The sequence below is a fragment of the Streptomyces sp. JLYT201 genome, assembly GCF_059448825.1.
The window spans coordinates 9,514,151-9,531,323 of the sequence record NZ_CM182551.1; the positions used below are offsets into that span (position 1 = coordinate 9,514,151).

The 17,173-nt window shown below is 73.6% G+C and carries 12 protein-coding genes; 5 read left to right on the forward strand and 7 right to left on the reverse strand.

Going from position 1 to position 17,173, the window contains the following annotated elements:
• Nucleotides 1-125: 125 nt before the first annotated feature.
• Nucleotides 126-920: a DeoR/GlpR family DNA-binding transcription regulator gene (locus AC5WAM_RS39945; protein ID WP_495520672.1), complete on the reverse strand. Its 795-nt coding sequence runs from the start codon at nt 918-920 to the stop codon at nt 126-128.
• 327 nt (nt 921-1,247) lie between these two features.
• Between AC5WAM_RS39945 and AC5WAM_RS39950 the strand changes: the two genes are divergently transcribed.
• Nucleotides 1,248-4,130: an AfsR/SARP family transcriptional regulator gene (locus tag AC5WAM_RS39950; RefSeq protein WP_495520673.1), complete on the forward strand. Its 2,883-nt coding sequence runs from the start codon at nt 1,248-1,250 to the stop codon at nt 4,128-4,130.
• Between the two features lie 31 nt (nt 4,131-4,161).
• On the opposite strand, the gene AC5WAM_RS39955 is transcribed toward AC5WAM_RS39950, so the two are convergent.
• The 3 genes from AC5WAM_RS39955 to AC5WAM_RS39965 all read right to left on the reverse strand — a co-directional run bounded on the left by AC5WAM_RS39955 (nt 4,162) and on the right by AC5WAM_RS39965 (nt 8,224).
• On the reverse strand, nt 4,162-4,716 hold the full coding sequence (locus AC5WAM_RS39955) for a flavin reductase family protein (RefSeq protein ID WP_366795647.1): 555 nt from the start codon (nt 4,714-4,716) through the stop codon (nt 4,162-4,164).
• 22 nt (nt 4,717-4,738) lie between these two features.
• Nucleotides 4,739-5,902, reverse strand: coding sequence for a bifunctional glutamate N-acetyltransferase/amino-acid acetyltransferase ArgJ (gene argJ / locus AC5WAM_RS39960; RefSeq protein WP_495520674.1), 1,164 nt, complete (start codon nt 5,900-5,902; stop codon nt 4,739-4,741).
• Between the two features lie 249 nt (nt 5,903-6,151).
• Complete coding sequence (locus AC5WAM_RS39965) at nt 6,152-8,224, reverse strand: ATP-binding protein (RefSeq protein ID WP_495520675.1); 2,073 nt, start codon at nt 8,222-8,224, stop codon at nt 6,152-6,154.
• 657 nt (nt 8,225-8,881) lie between these two features.
• Here AC5WAM_RS39965 and AC5WAM_RS39970 point away from each other — a divergent pair.
• The 4 genes from AC5WAM_RS39970 (at nt 8,882) to cs1 (ending at nt 14,203) form a co-directional block, all read left to right on the forward strand.
• Complete coding sequence (locus AC5WAM_RS39970; RefSeq protein WP_366795650.1) at nt 8,882-10,597, forward strand: thiamine pyrophosphate-binding protein; 1,716 nt, start codon at nt 8,882-8,884, stop codon at nt 10,595-10,597.
• Between the two features lie 3 nt (nt 10,598-10,600).
• Nucleotides 10,601-12,148 (forward strand): asparagine synthase-related protein, encoded by a 1,548-nt coding sequence (locus AC5WAM_RS39975; protein WP_495520676.1) that lies wholly within the window; start codon nt 10,601-10,603, stop codon nt 12,146-12,148.
• A 133-nt stretch (nt 12,149-12,281) separates the two neighbouring features.
• A complete protein-coding gene (gene speB / locus AC5WAM_RS39980; protein WP_495520677.1) occupies nt 12,282-13,232 on the forward strand; it encodes an agmatinase in 951 nt (316 codons plus the stop codon).
• A complete protein-coding gene (gene cs1 / locus AC5WAM_RS39985) occupies nt 13,229-14,203 on the forward strand; it encodes a clavaminate synthase Cs1 (RefSeq protein WP_495520678.1) in 975 nt (324 codons plus the stop codon). Before speB ends, cs1 begins: the two co-directional genes overlap by 4 nt.
• A 90-nt stretch (nt 14,204-14,293) precedes the next feature.
• On the opposite strand, the gene AC5WAM_RS39990 is transcribed toward cs1, so the two are convergent.
• Genes AC5WAM_RS39990 through AC5WAM_RS40000 form a run of 3 tightly spaced genes read right to left on the reverse strand, consistent with a single transcriptional unit; the run spans nt 14,294 to nt 17,136 of the window.
• Complete coding sequence (locus tag AC5WAM_RS39990) at nt 14,294-15,433, reverse strand: acyl-CoA dehydrogenase family protein (protein ID WP_366796307.1); 1,140 nt, start codon at nt 15,431-15,433, stop codon at nt 14,294-14,296.
• A gap of 34 nt (nt 15,434-15,467) precedes the next feature.
• Entirely contained in the window at nt 15,468-16,475 is a 1,008-nt protein-coding gene (locus tag AC5WAM_RS39995; protein ID WP_495520679.1) for an aldo/keto reductase, read from the reverse strand.
• A gap of 16 nt (nt 16,476-16,491) precedes the next feature.
• Entirely contained in the window at nt 16,492-17,136 is a 645-nt protein-coding gene (locus AC5WAM_RS40000; RefSeq protein WP_495520680.1) for a nitroreductase family protein, read from the reverse strand.
• Between the last annotated feature and the right edge of the window lie 37 nt (nt 17,137-17,173).

Sequence of the window (17,173 nt, forward strand, 5' to 3'; positions counted from 1 at the left end):
GGACGGCCGGGCCACTGGCAACGAACGCGCAGCGCCGCAAGCGCCGGCAGCGGCATCCACGATCGCCACCCGGCGGGCGCCACCGCCAGGGCGCCCAGGCTACGACCGATCCCGGGCCGACGCCGTCACACCCGCAGCACCTCCGGTCCGAGCAGCGCGTAGCGGCGGGCCTCGCTCTGCGGGAGTCGGATGCCGGTGACGACCGTCTCGAGGGCGCGCGCCTCGGCGAACCGACAGAGGCTCACCGCGCCGAACTTGGTGTGCACCCCGCAGAACACCCGCCGACGTGAGACGCGCACGGCCTGCCGCTTGACCTCGCTGACGGTCGGGTCGGGGGTGGTGAGGCCGTGCTCGCGGGAGACGCCGGTGGCACCCAGATACGCCAGGTCGACGGCGAACTCCGACAGCATCCGGGCCGCCCAGTGGTCGACGGTGGCCATCGTGCCGCTCCGGACCCGGCCGCCGAGGAGCAGGACCCGGACCCGGGGCCGGGCCGCCAGGGCCTGGGCGGCGGCGAGGGATGCCGTGATCACGGTCAGCGGACGGTCGTCGGGCAGTGCCTCAGCGACGAGCTGGAGGGTGTAGCCCTCGTCGACGAAGACCGTCCCGGCATCGCGCAGGAGCCCGGCGGCGGCCGCCGCGATCCGTGTCTTCTCCTCGATGTGCGTGCACGTGCGGGACTCGAGCGTCGTCTCGAATCCCGTGCTCTGCAGCGGGTACGCGCCCCCGTGCGTACGCCGCAGCAGACCGCGCCGCGCCAACCGGCTCAGATCGCGCCGCACCGTCTCCTTGGACACACCGAGGTCCGCGGCGATCGCGGTGACGTCGACGGATCCCGCCCGGCGGGCAGTGACCACGATGTGGCGGCGGCGCTCCTCGCCCTCCGTCACGGTCACGCGGCCTGTGGCTGTGCCGGTCATGTGCAGCCTCCCCGTGTCAGCTCCAGCATCGGTCACGGCCGGACCCGAACCCGTCCTGGTGCGTCGGCCGCCCGCCGCCCCCAGGCCTCACACCGGTACGGGGCGCGGGGCCACCTGGTGCGCACGACTGCCACGCGCAGACGGCGTTCCGGCCGCCGTGGTACCGCGATCGTAGAGGAGGCAGGGTGTCGAAAATGTGTCGAAAAGCCCTTGGCGGCAGCCGGGGCGCCGTCCGCGGCCGGACAGTCCGCCCAGGCCCGACTAAAGTTCGTGCCTATGCGGTTCACGGTGCTCGGACCAGTCAGGGCATGGCACGGCAGGACCGAGGTGACGCCGAGTCCCCCCAAGCAACGAGCCCTCCTCGCCCTGCTGTTGGTGCGCGCAGGCTCACCCGTGGGCCTGAGCGACGTGATCGACGTGCTGTGGCCGCAGGGACCGCCACGGAGCGCTCCCAACGTGGTGCGCCACCACGTGAGTTCGTTGCGGTGCCTGCTGAGCGCGGAGGCGAACGGCGGCGGAACCGTCCCGCTGACGCGCGGCTCCGGCGGCTACCGCCTCGACGTCGACGCCGACTGCCTGGACCTCCTGGTCTTCCGGCAGCTCGCGGAGCGGGCTCGGCAGGCCACGCGCGACGGCTCGCCACCGACCGCGACCGGCCTCTACGCCGATGCCCTCGCGCTGTGGCAGGGCCCGGTGGCCTGCGGCATCGCCGCGGAGGTGCGTACGCACCCGGTGTTCACGGCCGTGGACGAGGAATGCGTGAGCACGGTGCGCGCCGCCGCCGCGGTGGCCCTGGCGGCGGGGGCGTCGGACCGCGTCCTGGCCCCCCTGCGGCAGGCCGCCGCCGCGCACCCGTTGGACGAGTCCGTGCAGGCGCATCTGGTACTTGCGCTCTCCGCCACCGGACGCCAGGCCGAGGCGCTCGCCGCATACCGGGCGGTGCGGGAGCGGCTGGCCGAGGAGTTGGGCGTCGGTCCGGGCCCGGAGCTGACCGACGCCCAGCAGCGGGTGCTCGACCAGCACCCGGCCGCCGCGCGACAAGCCCCCGCGCATCCCGAAGCCACCGCCCGCCCCGCCCCGGACGCCGGCGACCCGCCGCGCACCCCGTCAACCGCCGCGCCGCCCGCGCCCCGCACCCCGTCGGCCGTCACACCGCGCCCGCCCCGCACCCCACGCGTCCGCCCCGCGCACCTCCCGGCCGACCTCCCGGTGTTCGCCGGACGCGACGACGACCTCACCCGCGCCGAGGCGCTGTCGACGCGGCGCGGCCCGCACGGCGCCACCGCCTCCCCGGCCCCGACGATCACCGTGATCGAGGGGATGGCCGGGGTCGGCAAGACCTCCCTGGCGGTGCACTGGGCCCATGGCGTCGCCTCCCGCTTCCCCGACGGCCAGTTGTACGCGGACCTGCGGGGCTTCGACCCGGCCGGGGCCGCCCTGGAGAGCGGCGAGATCCTGCGCGCCTTCCTGTACGGCCTGGGCGTGCATCCGCAGGACATGCCTGTCGGACTGGGCGCCCGAGCCGCGCTCTACCGACATCTGCTGGCGGACCGGCGCGTCCTGGTCCTGCTGGACAACGCCCGGGACTCCGCCCAGGTGCGCCCCCTGCTGCCCGGCGCATCCGGCTGTCACGTCATGGTGACGAGCCGCAACCGGCTCCAGGGCCTGATCGCCGCCGAAGGCGCCCGCTCGCTCGTCCTTGGCCCGCTGAGCGAGGCGGAGGCGCGCGAGGTCCTGTCCCGTCGTCTCGGCCCCCGGCGGATCGCGGCCGAGGCGGCGGCAGCCGAAGCCATCATCGCTCTCTGCGGCCGACTGCCCCTGGCACTCGCGATCGTGGCGGCCCGCGCCGGTTCGGGCCCCGGCTTCCCGCTGGCGTCGATCGCCGCCGAGCTGCGCGAGGGCCACGGCGGCCTGGACGCCTTCTCCGGCGACGAGGCCGACGTCCGCGCCGTCTTCTCCTGGTCGCACCGGTACCTGACCCCTGCGACCGCCCGTCTGTTCCGCCTCCTGTCGATCCACCCCGGCCCCGAGGTGTCCCGGCACGCCGCGGCGAGCCTGGCCGGCCTGGAGCCGCGCGAGGCACGCGCGGCGCTCGCCGACCTGACCCGCTCCCACCTCCTGACCGAACCCGCGCCAGGCCGCTACGCCTGCCACGACCTGCTGCGCGCCTACGCGGGCGAACGCGTCCGCGCCGAGGAGACCGAGCAAGGGCGCCGCGACGCCCTCGGGCGCCTCCTCGACCACGCCCTGCACACCGCGCAGACCGCCGTCGACCTCCTCTATCCACACCGCACCGAGCGCGAGCCCCCGCCCTCCCGCCACACCGGCGCCACGCCCGCGCCCCTCTCCGGGCGGGAGTCCGCGGTCGCCTGGCTCACCGCGGAGCTCCCGGCCCTGCTCGCCCTGGTCGAGTCCGCGGACACCGGCGGCTTCCTCACCCACGCCTGGCAACTGGCGCTCACCCTGGAGCTCTTCGCGGACCGCCGGGGCCTCAGGGACGAGCAGATCTCCCTCCAGCGCGCGGGTCTCGCCGCCGCCGAACGGCTGGGCGACCCGCTCGGGCGCGCCCACCTCCACCGCACTCTGGGCTTCGCCCTGCACCGTACGGGCGCGGACGCCGAGGCCCGCTCGCACCTGGGCCACGCCCTGTGCCTGTTCACCGCCCTCGACCACCGCGACGGCCAGGCCCGCACCCTGCGCAGCCTCGCCTTCCTCGCCAACAGCCGCGCCCGCCACGAGGAGGCCCTGGAGCACTACGCCCAGGCCTTGGCCCACTACCGGACGACAGCCAACGTCAGGGGCCAGGCCAACGTCCTCAACGAGATCGGCTGGACCCACATCCTGCGCGGCGACCACCAGGAGGCCCTCGCGCGGTGCGCCACAGCCGTCGCCCTGCACCAGGACACCGGGGACGCGGGCGGTGAGGCCGCCGCCTGGGACAGCATCGGCTACGCGCACCATCACCTGGGGCAGTACACGCACGCCCTGTCCTGCTACCGGCGGGCCCTCGTCCTCTACCGCGAGATCGGCGAGCGCACCCTCGAAGCCGAGAGCATCGGCCACGTCGGCGACACCCTGCACGCCCAAGGGGATCACCGAGCCGCCCGGGCGAGCTGGGAGCACGCGGCGGCCATCCTCGCCGAGTGGGGCCACCCCGACGCCGACCGCCTGCTGGAGAAGCTGCACGACGCGACCACGGGTCCCGCCTGAGCCGTCGCGCACGGAGGACGGGGGCGGGCCCCTAGACGGGCCCCAGAGCCTGGTCCCGGTGGGGCGGTCGCGGCGCGTAGGAGCCGTAGCGGCCGCCCAGGAAGACCATCGGGGGTCCCTGGCCCCCGACGCCCATCGCACGCACCAGACCCGTGACGAACCAGTGGTCGCCCGCCTCGGTCTGCGCGTGCACCGCGCAGTCGATCCAGGCGACGGCGTCGGGCAGGACGGGGCAGCCGGAGGGCGACCCGCGGTGGGAGACCTCCCAGCGGTGCGGCGACCTGGTGGCGAACGCCTCACACAGGTCCCGCTGTCCGGCGCCCAGCACGTTGACGCAGAACCGGCCCGCCGCCCGGATGCCCGGCCAGGTCGTCGACGTCCGCGCGGGCAGGAACCCGACCAGGGGCGGATCCAGGGACACCGAGGTGAACGTGCCGACGACCATCCCGAGCGGATCCGCTCCCGGACCTCCCGCGGGCGCGGTGACCAGGGCGACCCCGGTGGGGTAACGCCCCAGTATCGTGCGGAAGTCCGTCTCCCGGGCCCCGCCTGCGGATCCCGCGAGGGGATCGGAGTCGTACGTCATGACGTCACCGGGCCGACGGCAGTCAGGTCGAGTAGTCGGCGTTGAGCCGCACGTACCCCTCGGTGAGGTCACAGCCGTAGGCCGTGAACTCGCCGGGGGAGTGCCCGTCCACCCCGAGATCGACCCTCAGGACGACCTCGTCGTCCTTGAGGCGCTCCGCGACGCGCGCGAGCTGCTCCGGGCCGGGCCTTGCCGGGTACACCTCCTGGTCCCCGAAAGCGATCGTGACGCGCTCGGGCACGATGTCCAGGTCGTCCTGGCACTTGCCCACCGCCATGGCGACCCGGCCCCAGTTGGGGTCGGCGCCGTGTACCGCCGTCTTCACCAGCGGTGAGTTGACCACGGCCTTGGCCACCCGCTTGGCCTGCCCGGTGTCCCTGGCCCCGGTGACCCGCACCTGGATGAGCTTCGTGGCGCCCTCACCGTCGCGAGCGATGTCCTTCACCAGGGCGAGGGCGACGGCGTCCAGGGCCTCTTCGAACGCCACCAGGTCCACGGGACCCGCGAGCCCGTTGGCGAGGACGGCCGCCGTGTCGCTGGTGGACGTGTCGGTGTCGATGCTCAGCGCGTTGAACGTACGGTCCATGACGCGGCGGAAGACGTCGTCGAGCACGACCGGACCTACTTGCGCGTCGGTGCAGAAGAACGTGAGCAGCGTCGCCATGTCCGGTTCCATCATGCCCACCCCCTTGGCGATGCCGACCAGCGTCGCGTCGCCGCACCGCGCGCGGTGGACCTTGGGCCGGGTGTCGGTGGTCATGATGGCCGTGGCCGCCGCGTCGAAGTCCGCGCCGGGGAACGGCCACCGCAGGGACGCGACGTGGGAGCGCACACGTGGCATGGGGTAGCGGTGGCCGATCAGTCCGGTCGAGGCGATCAGTACGTCGTTCTCGTCCGCCCCGATCGACGCGGCCACACCGCGGCGGACCTCTTCGGCGTCCTGGTGTCCCTCGGCTCCGGTGGCGACGTTGGCGTTGCCGGAGAGGACGACGACGCCGCGGGCCGACCGGTCCGCGACCGCTTCCCGGCTGATCAGGACGCTGGGCCCGGCGAAGCGTGAACGGGTGAACACCGCGCTCACGGTCGCGGGCACCTCCGAGGCGATCACGGCGAAGTCCGGACCCGCCTCCTTGATGCCGACTCGGCCGTGGTGGACGCGGAAACCTTGCGGAGAAGAGGCGTGCATCGGACTGGAGTTCCCTTCCCGAGGAGCGGATGCCGACCGTTCCGTGCGCCGACGGCGGTCGCGGCCCGTGTCCCACGGAGCCTGCGGCACGAGCCGGTGGCGGGGCGCGGCGTGCCGCGTGCGCCACGTCCGCCGCCCGCGGAGCCACCGTGACACACACGGCTTGCCGATCGCTGCGCCGTTCGCTTGAACTACCTTGAACGGGCGACAGCTTGATCGGCGCGTCGCGCGGTGCCCGTCAGCGTCCGTCTAGTCGGCGGACGGCGTCCGCGCACCGTCGGCGGGGGACGCGACCGCACGCGCGTTCTCCACGTCGTACCGGACCGCTTCGCGCACCAGCGGGTGGACGAAGCGCAGCCGGTCCGCTCCGGCGGAGGCGAACTCCAGCAGTCCGCCGTGCACGGCCATGAGGAGAACGTCCGTGGGGACGCCTTCGCGGCGCAGCGCGGCCTCGACGGCGCGTAGCGCGCAGCCCTCCTCGCTGACCGCGCAGAGTTCGAGGGCGCGGCGGACTCCGGGAGGAAGGCCCGACAGGCGTTGCAGCACGACCCCGGCCAGCTCATGGGGGATCGCGGCGTCCAGGCCCGCGGAGAGCCCCTGCCGCCGCGCGTGCAGCAGATAGCCGAGGAAGAAGGGGTTGCCCGCGGTGCGCCGGTGGAGCCTGTCCAGGAGGTGTGGTGCGGGGGTCTCGCCCAGCGTCGACTCCACGAGCGAGCGGGTGGCCGGGAGGTCCAGGGGCTTGAGCGGGATCCGGCGTGCGTCGGGCGACTGGAGCATCACCGCCGCGGCGCGCCGCAGCGCGCCGTCGTGGGCGAGTCGGAAGGTGCGGGAGGTGACCGCCAGGAGGACGGGGGCGGTCCGCACCTGCTCGACGAGCAGCCGCAGCACGGCGAGCGACGGGGCGTCGGCCCGGTCCACGTCCTCGACGACGATGATCGTCGGCTCGCGGACGGTGCAGAGCAGCGTCTGGCACACCGCGTCATGCAGGGTGAACCGGGCGTCCCTGGTCAGCGGCTCCGGGAGCGGTCGCGGGTGCGGCAGGTCGCATCCGTCCGACGCGAGTTCGGGCAGCAGGCGGGCGACGCTGTGGCGCACCCAGCCGGGCAGTCGTCGCACCCGTTCGGGCCAGAGCCGGTTCAACCGGCGCAAGAGCGTCGTCCACGGCCAGTAGTCGGGCTTGTCCTCACTCTCCGAGCAGGAACTCCACACCACGTGTACGCCGTGCGGGACGGTCCCCGCGAGTTCGGACACCAGCCGTGTCTTACCGCTGCCGGCCTCTCCGACGACGAACGCCACCCGGCCGGAGGAGTGGAAGGCGCCCGTGGCGGCCTCCGACAGGGCCCGCACCTCCTCGTCCCGCCCGACGAGCACCGGTCGCGTGCCGCCGCACCCGCCCGGCCGCGCTCCCGCGTCGCGGCCCCGCCCGGGGCGGAGGCGGGGCGGCGGGATCATGATCCGGCCCGGTTCGGCGGCGGCCGGGGACCGGGGCGCGACCGCCGCGGCGGAACTGTGGCCGCCCACCGCGGCGGCAGTGGCCCCGGATGCGGAGGCGGTGGCCCCGGAGGCGGTGGCCATGGCGCCGGGCGCGCGGTCGAGGCAGCCGTCCTGCCGCAGGATCGCCGCGTGCAGCGCCGCCAGCTCCTTGCCGGGGTCGGCACCGATCTCGTCCGCGAGGGCGCGGCGCGTCCGCTCGTACGTGCGCAGGGCGTCCGCCTGCCTGCCGAGCCGGTACTGGGCGTGCATATAGAGCCCGATCAGCCGTTCGCGCAGCGGGTTCCGCCGCGCCTCCTGAGCCAGGGTGTGCAGCACGTCCTCCTCCCCGCCGAGCCCCAGCGCACACTGGGCCCACGCCTCCAGGGCGCTGAGCCGCAGCTGTTCGAGCCGGGCGGCTTCGTGCACGGCGAAGTCGTACGCGTTCAGCTCGTCGTACGGCGCTCCGTGCCAGCCGTCCAGGAGGGTGCTGAGCAGCCCGTGCGCCTCCTCGACGCGCCCTTCCTGCGCCAGCCGGACGCCGGCGCGCGCTGAGCGCTCGAAGCTGTGGACGTCGACGTGCTCCGGGTCGATCGCCAGCGCGTACCCCGGTTGCCGGTAGTGGAGTCGTGGCCGCGAGCCGTCGGGGAGCACACAGTCGGCGAGGAGCTTCCGGAGGCGGGAGACGTACGACTGCAGGGTCGCGTGGGCGGCCGCCGGGGGTGTGTCACCCCAGATCTGGGTGATGATCGAGTCGACTGACACCACGCTGCCCGCGCTGATCAGGAGCAGGGCGAGGACGGCCCGCTGGCGTGGCGGTCCCAGCTCCAGGGGCCGACCGTGGACGTGCACGGACAGACAGCCCAACGTGCCGATCGGTGGTGCTCCGGTCAGATCGCGTAGCCCGCCGCGGGGCTCACAACTCGTCGGCTTCACTGCGTCACCGGTCCTCTCTGCCTGGCGCGGCGGCCCGCCCCGCTCCGCCGGAACGGTCCTGGGCGTACCGGCGGTGACCGGGCCTCGTCGCGCGGCTGCTTCCCGCGCCTGCCCCGCGGTCGCGTGGAGCGCCGGGCAGCGGGCTCGCCCGGCGCCGACGGCACGCGCGGCGAGACAGCCGCGTGGTGCACTCCACGGCGCCGTCACTCCGCCGTCGACCACCTTCCCCCGACCACGGCGCCCGCCACTCGCCCGGACCTGGGCGCCTTGTGCCTGACCCTGACCGACTACCGGGTTCCGGTTGTCTGACCCGGCGGTCCCGGCGTCCGCCACCGGGTCGCGCGGCGACGGGTGACGTGTGCGGCCCGCCCGCACCATGGCACGCCGGACACACCGGTTCCCGGGGCACTCCGGGCACGTGCGGGAGCGGTGCAAGGGAACCGTCCACCCCCCTGCAAGCCGCAGTCGACACAGTGGCCCAGTGGCCGCCGAAGAGCCCCTCGGCTCCCGCCACTCCCGTGCCGGGATCACGACCGGCGCAGCCGCCATCCGCATCGACGGAGAGGAACCGCCATGTCCCGTGTGTCCACCGGCCCCCGCACCGCCCGGACCACAGCTCACGCCCTGCTGCGACGGCTCCACGACCACGGCGTACGCACCGTGTTCGGGGTGGTCGGCCGCGAGGCCGCGTCGATCCTCTTCGACGAGGCGGACGGCATCGACTTCGTGCTGACCCGGCACGAGTTCACCGCCGGCGTCGCGGCCGACGTACTGGCCCGCATCACCGGCCGGCCCCAGGCGTGCTGGGCCACGCTGGGCCCCGGCATGACCAACCTGGCCACGGGGGTCGCCACTTCCGTCCTCGACCGGTCGCCGGTCCTCGCGCTCGCCGCCCAGTCCGAGTCCCACGACCTCTTCCCCAACGACACGCACCAGTGCCTCGACTCGGTCTCCGTCATGGGCCCGATGACCAAGTACTGCGTGGAGCTCCGACGCCCCGACGACATCACCGACCTGGTGGACTCGGCGGTGAGCGCGGCGATGACCGAACCGGTCGGGCCCAGCTTCATCTCCCTGCCCGTCGACCTGCTCGGCAGCGAGGTCGACACCGCACGGCCGCACCCCGGGGCCAGGGTCCTGGCCAAGCCGGTCGGCGCGGTCGAGGACGGCTGGCGGGCCAGCGCGCTGCGGGCGGCCGAACTGATCGGGTCGGCGCGCCACCCCGTCCTGGTCGTCGGCGCTGCCGCGATCCGGTCCGGGGCCGTGCCCGCCGTCCGCGCCCTCGCCGAGCGGCTGAGGACGCCGGTCATCACCACGTACACCGCCAAGGGCGTGCTGCCGCACGGGCACGAGCTGGACTATGGCGCGGTCACCGGCTACATGGACGGCATCCTGGACTTCCCCGCCCTGGACACCCTCTTCGGCCCCGCGGACCTCATCCTCACCCTGGGCTACGACTACGCCGAGGACCTGCGCCCCTCGATGTGGCAGCGCGGGACGGACAAGACCACGGTCAGGGTCTCGCCCACGGCCAACCCCGTGCCGCGGGTCTACCGCCCGGACCTCGACGTCGTCACCGACGTACGGGAGTTCGTGGAGCTCCTCGACCAGCGCACCGCCGGACTCGCCGCGAAGACCCCGCACGACGTCTCGCCGCTGCGGGAGCGCATTGCGGAGTTCCTCGCCGATCCCCGCCGGTACGACGACGGCCTGCGCGTGCACCAGGTGATGGACTCCATGAACACCGTCATGGCGGAGACCGCCGAGGCTGGGGAAGGCACCATCGTCTCCGACATCGGGTTCTTCCGCCACTACGGCGTGCTCTTCGCCCGCGCCGACCAGCCCTACGGCTTCCTCACCTCCGCGGGCTGTTCCAGCTTCGGCTACGGCATCCCGGCGGCGATCGGCGCGCAGCTCGCCCGGCCCGGACAGCCGACCTTCCTCATCGCCGGTGACGGCGGCTTCCACTCCAACAGCGCCGACCTGGAGACCATCGCCCGGCTCAACCTGCCCATCGTCACCGTCGTCGTCAACAACGACGCCAACGGCCTGATCGAGCTGTACCAGAACATCGGCCACCACCGTTCCCACGAGCCCGCGGTGAGGTTCACAGGAGTCGACTTCACCACGCTCGCGCGCGCCAACGGAGTGGAGGCGGTCCGGGCCACCACCCGTGAGGAGTTGCTCGCGGCGCTGCGCAAGGGCGCGGGCCTCGGCCGGCCGTTCCTGGTCGAGGTACCGGTGAGCTACGACTTCCAGGCGGGCGGCTTCGCCGCCCTGACCATCTGAGCCATGGAGGCGACGCTTCCCGCCGCGACCGGTTTCCAGGCGGAGGTCCGTCTCGACGGCGGCGGCCCCCTCGCACCGGACTTCGCCTCCCGCGGCTCCCGGGCCCGGTGGCACGAGCGGACGGCCGACCGCGCGCTGCACGCCGTCCTCCTGCACTCCGGGGCACCCGACCAGGCGTGCGCCCGCCACCAGGACAGGACCCTGGTGTTCGCGGGAGAGCTGTACCACCAGGCCGAACTGCTCGGCCTTCTGCCCGGCCGCGCGCTGCCGGACGGCGACGCCGCCCTGGTCCTGGCCCTCTTCGACGTCTACGACGCCCACGTCTTCCGGCTCCTCAACGGGCGGTTCGCCGCGCTGCTCACGGACTCCCGGCGCGCCGTGCTCGCCACGGACCACGCCGGGTCGGTGCCCCTGTACGTCTCCGTCGCCCCCGGCCGGGTCCTGGCGGCGACGGAGGCGAAGGCGCTGCGGACCGCCCCTCGGGGGCGGCCCGTCCCGGCCCGACCGGTGCGCGGGCGGCTCGGCATCCACCAGGTCCCGGCCGGCACGGCCCTGGACATCGAGGTGGCCACCGGGAAGTGCGTCACCCACCGCACCTGGGCGCCGCCGTCGGCCCGCCGGGTCCTGCCGGAGGACGAAGCGGCCGGCGCCGTCCGCCGCACGCTGGAGCGCGCGGTGGCGGCTCGCACGGGTGCGGGCACGCCCCTGGTGGTGCTCTCGGGCGGCATCGACTCCTCTTCGGTCGCGGCGCTGGCCGCCCGTCGGGCGCCGGGACCCATCGACACGGTCTCCATGGGCACCGACGAGGCCGACGAGTTCCCGCAGGCACGCGTCGTCGCCCGGCACATCGGCTCCGCGCACCAGGAGATCACCATCCCGACCCCGGAGCTGCTGCGGCAACTGCCGTACGCGGTCTGGGCGGCGGAGTGCCTCGACCCGGACGTCGTCGAGTACCTGCTGCCGCTGACCGCGCTGTACCTGCGACTCGGCGGCACGGGAGCCGACGGCGCCGCCGGTCGGCGCGTGCTCACCGGGTACGGGGCCGACATCCCGCTCGGCGGTATGCACCGGGAGGGTCGGCTCCCCCACCTGGAGGAGGCGCTCTGCCGCGACATGAACACCTTCGACGGTCTGAACGAGATGACACCGACCCTCTCCGCGGTGGCCGGCCACTGGTCGACCCACCCCTACTGGGACCGCGACGTCCTCGACCTCCTCGTGTCGGTGGAGGCCGGGCTCAAGCACCGCCACGGGCGGGACAAGTGGGTATTGCGCGCCGCCATGAGCGGCGTCCTGCCGCACGAGGTCCTCGTCCGCCCCAAGCTCGGCGTGCACGAGGGGTCGGGCACCACGTCGTCGTTCACCCGGCTCCTCCAGGACGCCGGTGTCCCGCGGGACCGTGTGCGCCAGGCCAAACGGCTGGTCGTCAGGGAGATCTTCGACCAGGTCGTCGTCGGCGGACGGCACCCGGACGAGGTGGCCGTCGACGCGATCGCCCGCCTCGTCGCCGACCGGGAGCCGCGCGGCGGCGCCCGCCCGGTCCCGCGGTGACCGCGCACGCGATCGCAGCACCACCTCCAGTCACAGCACCACCTTCGACCGCAGCACCGCTTTCGATCGCGGCACCACCACGAACCGCCCCGCGACCGACCAGCACGTCGCTCAGGAAGGAAGGGACCGCACCGTGGACCGCATCGACACCACCGTCTCGCCGCGCTACGCGCAGATCCCCACGTTCATGCGCCTGCCGCACGACCCGGCACCGTACGGCAAGGACGTCGTGGTGATCGGCGCCCCTTATGACGGCGGCACCAGCTACCGGCCGGGCGCGCGCTTCGGCCCGCGCGCCGTACGCGGCGAGTCCGGGCTCATCCACGGCGTCGGCATCGACCGGGGGCCAGGCACCTTCGACCTCATCGACTGCGTCGACGCCGGTGACATCGACCTGACCCCGTTCAACATGCACATCGCCATGGCCACCGCCCAGGAGAGGCTGAGCGGCCTGCTCGCCGGCAACGCCGCCTTCCTCATGCTCGGCGGCGACCACTCGCTGACGCTTGCCGCGCTGCGTGCCGTCGCGGCCCGGCACGGGCCGGTCGCCGTCCTGCACCTGGACGCCCACTCCGACACCAACCCGGCCGTCTACGGCGGCGAGTACCACCACGGCACGCCCTTCCGGCACGCCATCGAGGAGAAGCTCGTCGATCCGCTGCGCACGGTGCAGATCGGCATCAGGGGCCACAACCCGCGGCCCGACTCGCTCGACTACGCCCGCGGGCACGGCGTCCGGATCGTCACCTCCGACGAGTTCTGCGCCCTGGGACCCGAGGACGCCGGGCGGCTGGTCCGCTCCCTCCTCGACGACGCACCCGTCTACGTGTCGGTGGACGTCGACGTCGTGGATCCGGCGTTCGCCCCGGGCACCGGCACCCCGGCCCCGGGCGGCCCCACCTCGCGCGAGGTGCTCGCCCTCCTGCGCCACATCGGCGCGCTGCGGCCGGTGGGCTTCGACGTGATGGAGGTCTCGCCGCCCTACGACCACGGCGGCATCACCTCCCTCCTCGCCTCCGAGATCGGCGCCGAGCTGCTCTTCCAGTACGCCCGCGCACACACCCGAGAGAGGACCTCCCCATGACCGAACTCGACTGTTCCCCGTACTCCGCGCGCCTGCTGGAGCTGGCCGCGCGGCTGCCCCGGGTTCCCCGCAGGGACCTCCACGGGTTCCTCGCCGCGGCGCGCACGGCCGCCGACGCGCTCCCCGCACCGCTGGCGGGGACGCTCGACGACTTCCGAGCCGACGGAAACCGGAACGGATACCTCCTGCTGCGGGGTCTGCCGGTGGAGGAGGACGACGCCCTGCCGCGCACCCCCGACAGCACGCCCGCGCCCGTGGACCGGCCGCTCCTGAACCAGGAGGCCATGCTCGCGATCGTCGGACGCCGCCTCGGCCTGCACACCGGCTACCGGGAACTGCGCTCCGCCACCGTGTACCACGACGTCTACCCGTCACCGGGCGCGCACTACCTCTCCTCCGAGACCTCCGAGACCCTGCTCGAGTTCCACACCGAGATGGCCTACCACGTGCGCCAGCCGAACTACGTGCTGCTCGCGTGCTCCCGGGCGGACCACGAGCGCACGGCGGCCACTCTCGTCGGCTCGATCCGCAAGGCGCTTCCCTTGCTGCCGGACGCCGTGCGCGACCGCCTCTTCGACCGGCCGCTGCCCTGCTGTGTGGACGTCGCCTTCCGCGGGGGCGCCGACGATCCCGGCGCCCTGGCGAACGTCAAGCCGCTCTACGGCGACCCGCGGGACCCGTTCCTCGGGTACGACCGCGAGTTGCTCGCCCCCCGGGACGCCGCCGACATCGAGGCCGTCACCGTCCTCTCCAAGGCCCTCGACGAGGTCCGCGAGGCCGTGTACCTGGTCCCGGGCGACCTGCTCGTCGTGGACAACTTCCGTACGACACACGCCCGTACCCCCTTCGTGCCGCGCTGGGACGGCAAGGACCGGTGGCTGCACCGGGTCTACATCCGCACCGCGCGCAACGGGCAGCTGTCGGGCGGGGAACGAGCCGGTGACGTGGTGGACTTCGTGCCGCGCCGCTGATCCGACGCGCGAGTGTGGGGGCGCCGGTGCCAGCGCCCCCACACTCGCGCGTCGGGCCGGGCTACGGCCGTGACGGCGTTGTCGGACTCACTACGAGAACAGCAGCGGCTTGCCCGTGTAGTAGTCGACGACCGCCTCGCTCATGCTCATCCGCGACGGGGGGTGGAAGACGACGGCCTGCGCGGCGGAGGCCAGGCAAGCGATCCTCGGCGAGGTGATGAAGGCCATCCCGCCCAGCATCTCGACCGCCTGGGAGACAGCCCGGGTGATGATGTCCTGCACGGAGAAGCGGGTGAACAGGGAGGCGGCGGCACAGTCGTTGCCGAGGTCACCGTCCATGATCCGGCGGGCCACCCCCTCCACCAGGGACGCCGCGGATTCGATGAGCAGACACAGCCGGGCGCGCTCCCCGGCCGATCCGCGCCGGTCGCGCAGGACGAGATCGACGAGCGCGCTGGCCACGCCGGTGTACGAGGCGGCCACGATCATCTGGAACCAGATCACACCGGCCTCGTTGAGCTCGTCGAGCTTCTCGGCGGCGTTCGCCGGGGCCCGCAGGACGTGCTCCGCCCGGGCGAACACATCGGTGAGGCGTACCTCGTGGCTCTCCGCTCCGGCCAGCGGGAACGTCGACCAGAACTCGTGCACGGAGATGCCCGGCGTATCGGAGGGGAGTACCAGGAGACCCATCCCGGTGTCGCCGTCGGGCGCGGGCAGCGCGACGCTCGCCGTGAGGAGGTCCATCGAACGCGAGAGGCTGCACGGTTTCTTGGAGCCGCTGACGAGGTAGCCGCCGGCTGTCTCGCGGGCCTCGACGGTGGGGGTGAGGATGCCGTGCCCGGAGCGCCCCTCCGCGTAGCCCGACGCGATGAGCGACCGGTTCTTCGCGACCACGTCGAGCACGGACGTGTGGATGCTGGTGCCGCTCTCGTAGAGCGGGCCGACGGAGAACAGCATGCCGACCGAGAAGTGGTGCATCGCGGTGGCCACCGCCAGCGACGGGGCGAGCGACGCCAGTGCGCGGATCACCCTGACGGCGTCGAGCGCGGAGGCGCCGATCCCGCCGTAGTCGCGGGGGACCAGGAGGTTGGTGCCGCCGTACTCCTTGAACAACGCGATGGCCGGGCTCGCCGGGGACTCCAGCTCGTCGAACGGCACATCGGCGAGGCGGTCGGCGAGGCCGGGCAGGAGCTCTTCGCAGACCTCGTGGTCGAGTTGCAGGAATCTCACGTTCTCGTTCCTCCGCTCGTGCCGGGGAGACGGCTCAGTTGTCGACGAGCCGCATCAGGAAGGGCGGGTACCGCTCGCCGTGGACGCCTGCGGCCGACACCGCGGTCTCCACGGTCCGCAGCTCCTCGGCGGTCAGTTCGACGAAGACGGCGCCCAGGTTCTCCGCCAGGTGGTCGCGGCGACTGGTGCCCGGGATGGGCACGACGTCGTCGCCCTGGTGGTGGAGCCAGGCCAGGGCGAGCTGGGCGACGGACAGGTCACGGCTCGCGGCCAGGGGCCTCAGCGCGTCCACGGCCGCTTGGTTGCGTGCGAGGTTGAGAGGCTCGAAGCGGGGCAGCGCATGCCGGAAGTCCGCCGACGGGCCGAGGTCGGCGGCCGAGGCGATCCGTCCGGTCAGCAGCCCGCGCCCCAGCGGGCACGACGCGATGACGCCGATGCCCAGTTCCCGGCAGACGGGCAGCACCTGGTCCTCGATGCCCCGGCTCCCCAGCGACCACTCACTCTGGACGGCGGTGACGGGGTGCACCGCGTGGGCGCGGCGGATGGTGTCGGCGGAGACCTCGGAGAGGCACAGATGGCGCACCTTGCCCTCCGTGACGAGCTCCGCCAGGGCGCCGACCGCCTCCTCCACCCGCTCGCCGGGAGCCGCCCAGTGCTTGACGTAGAAGTCGAGGTGGTCGACGCCCAGGCGGCGCAGCGAGGCGTGGCAGCGCTCCCGGATGTACGCCCGGTCGCCCCGTACGCCGAGGAACCTCCCGTCACGGTCGCGTTCCAGGCCGACTTTGGTGGAGATCAGCACGCCGTCCCGGCGGCCCGCGACCGCCTTCCCGAGCAGCCGCTCGCCTTCGCCGAGTCCCTGGACGTCCGCCGTGTCCAGCAAGGTGACGCCCCGGTCGAGGGCGTGCCGCACGGTGGCGATCGCCTCGGCGGGTTCAGCCGACGCGTAGAAGGAGGTCATGCTCAGGCAGCCGAGGCCCTGCGCGGGCAGTGTGAGTCCACCGAGTGTGCGAGTCGGCAGGGGTGATCCGTCGTCGTGCCTCATGGGTGGGTTCCTCCGCCTACCAGGTGTCCACGTGGAGCACCCGTTCGAGAGGCTGCCGTGCGGCGGGCCTGAATCGTGTGCCGAGGGAGAACGCCGTCGGGATGAGCGCCGCCTGGACGATGCCGTCCGGCAGGCCGAGCAGCTCCGCGATCTCCTTCTCGTACATCAGGTGCAGGGTGGTCCAGGCGGTCCCGAGCCGACGCGCCCGCGCGGCGAGCATGTAGCTCCACGCGGCTTGGATGATCGAACCCCACTTGCCTGCCTCGTTGTACTCGGGAGCGTCGTTCGCGTCGAGACAGGGGATGACGTGGACGGGCACCTCGGCCATGTGCTCGCCCAGATGGGCGACGCTGTCGCCCACGCGCCGCTGCACGGCGTGGCGTGCCGGGTCCTCGGGGAACAGCGACGCGCAGGTCCCCTCCGACCGCAGGTACTCCCGCACCGCACGCCGGTAGTAGCCGCCGATCGAGGCCCGCTGCCGTGCGTCCGTCACGACCATCCAGTGCCAGCTCTGCCGGTTGCTGCCCGTCGGGGCCTGAAGGGCGACACGGACACAGTCCTCGACGAGTTCCAGCGGGACCGGCCGGGTCAGGTCGAGCCGTTTGCGTACGGAGCGGGTGGTCGTGAGCAGTTCGTCCGGGGTGAGGTCCAAGGGCGTCATGGGGTGTTCCTCCGATCCGGGGGCGATGGGCGGACGG

What these genes read in the sequence shown, in the direction of transcription:
- AC5WAM_RS39945 (WP_495520672.1), bottom strand. Translation starts at nt 920, where the DNA reads ATGACCGGCACAGCCACAGGCCGCGTGACCGTGACGGAGGGCGAGGAG.
- AC5WAM_RS39995 (WP_495520679.1), bottom strand. Translation starts at nt 16,475, where the DNA reads ATGAGGCACGACGACGGATCACCCCTGCCGACTCGCACACTCGGTGGA.
- AC5WAM_RS39970 (WP_366795650.1), top strand. Translation starts at nt 8,882, where the DNA reads ATGTCCCGTGTGTCCACCGGCCCCCGCACCGCCCGGACCACAGCTCAC.
- argJ (WP_495520674.1), bottom strand. Translation starts at nt 5,902, where the DNA reads ATGCACGCCTCTTCTCCGCAAGGTTTCCGCGTCCACCACGGCCGAGTC.
- cs1 (WP_495520678.1), top strand. Translation starts at nt 13,229, where the DNA reads ATGACCGAACTCGACTGTTCCCCGTACTCCGCGCGCCTGCTGGAGCTG.
- AC5WAM_RS39955 (WP_366795647.1), bottom strand. Translation starts at nt 4,716, where the DNA reads ATGACGTACGACTCCGATCCCCTCGCGGGATCCGCAGGCGGGGCCCGG.
- AC5WAM_RS40000 (WP_495520680.1), bottom strand. Translation starts at nt 17,136, where the DNA reads ATGACGCCCTTGGACCTCACCCCGGACGAACTGCTCACGACCACCCGC.
- AC5WAM_RS39975 (WP_495520676.1), top strand. Translation starts at nt 10,601, where the DNA reads ATGGAGGCGACGCTTCCCGCCGCGACCGGTTTCCAGGCGGAGGTCCGT.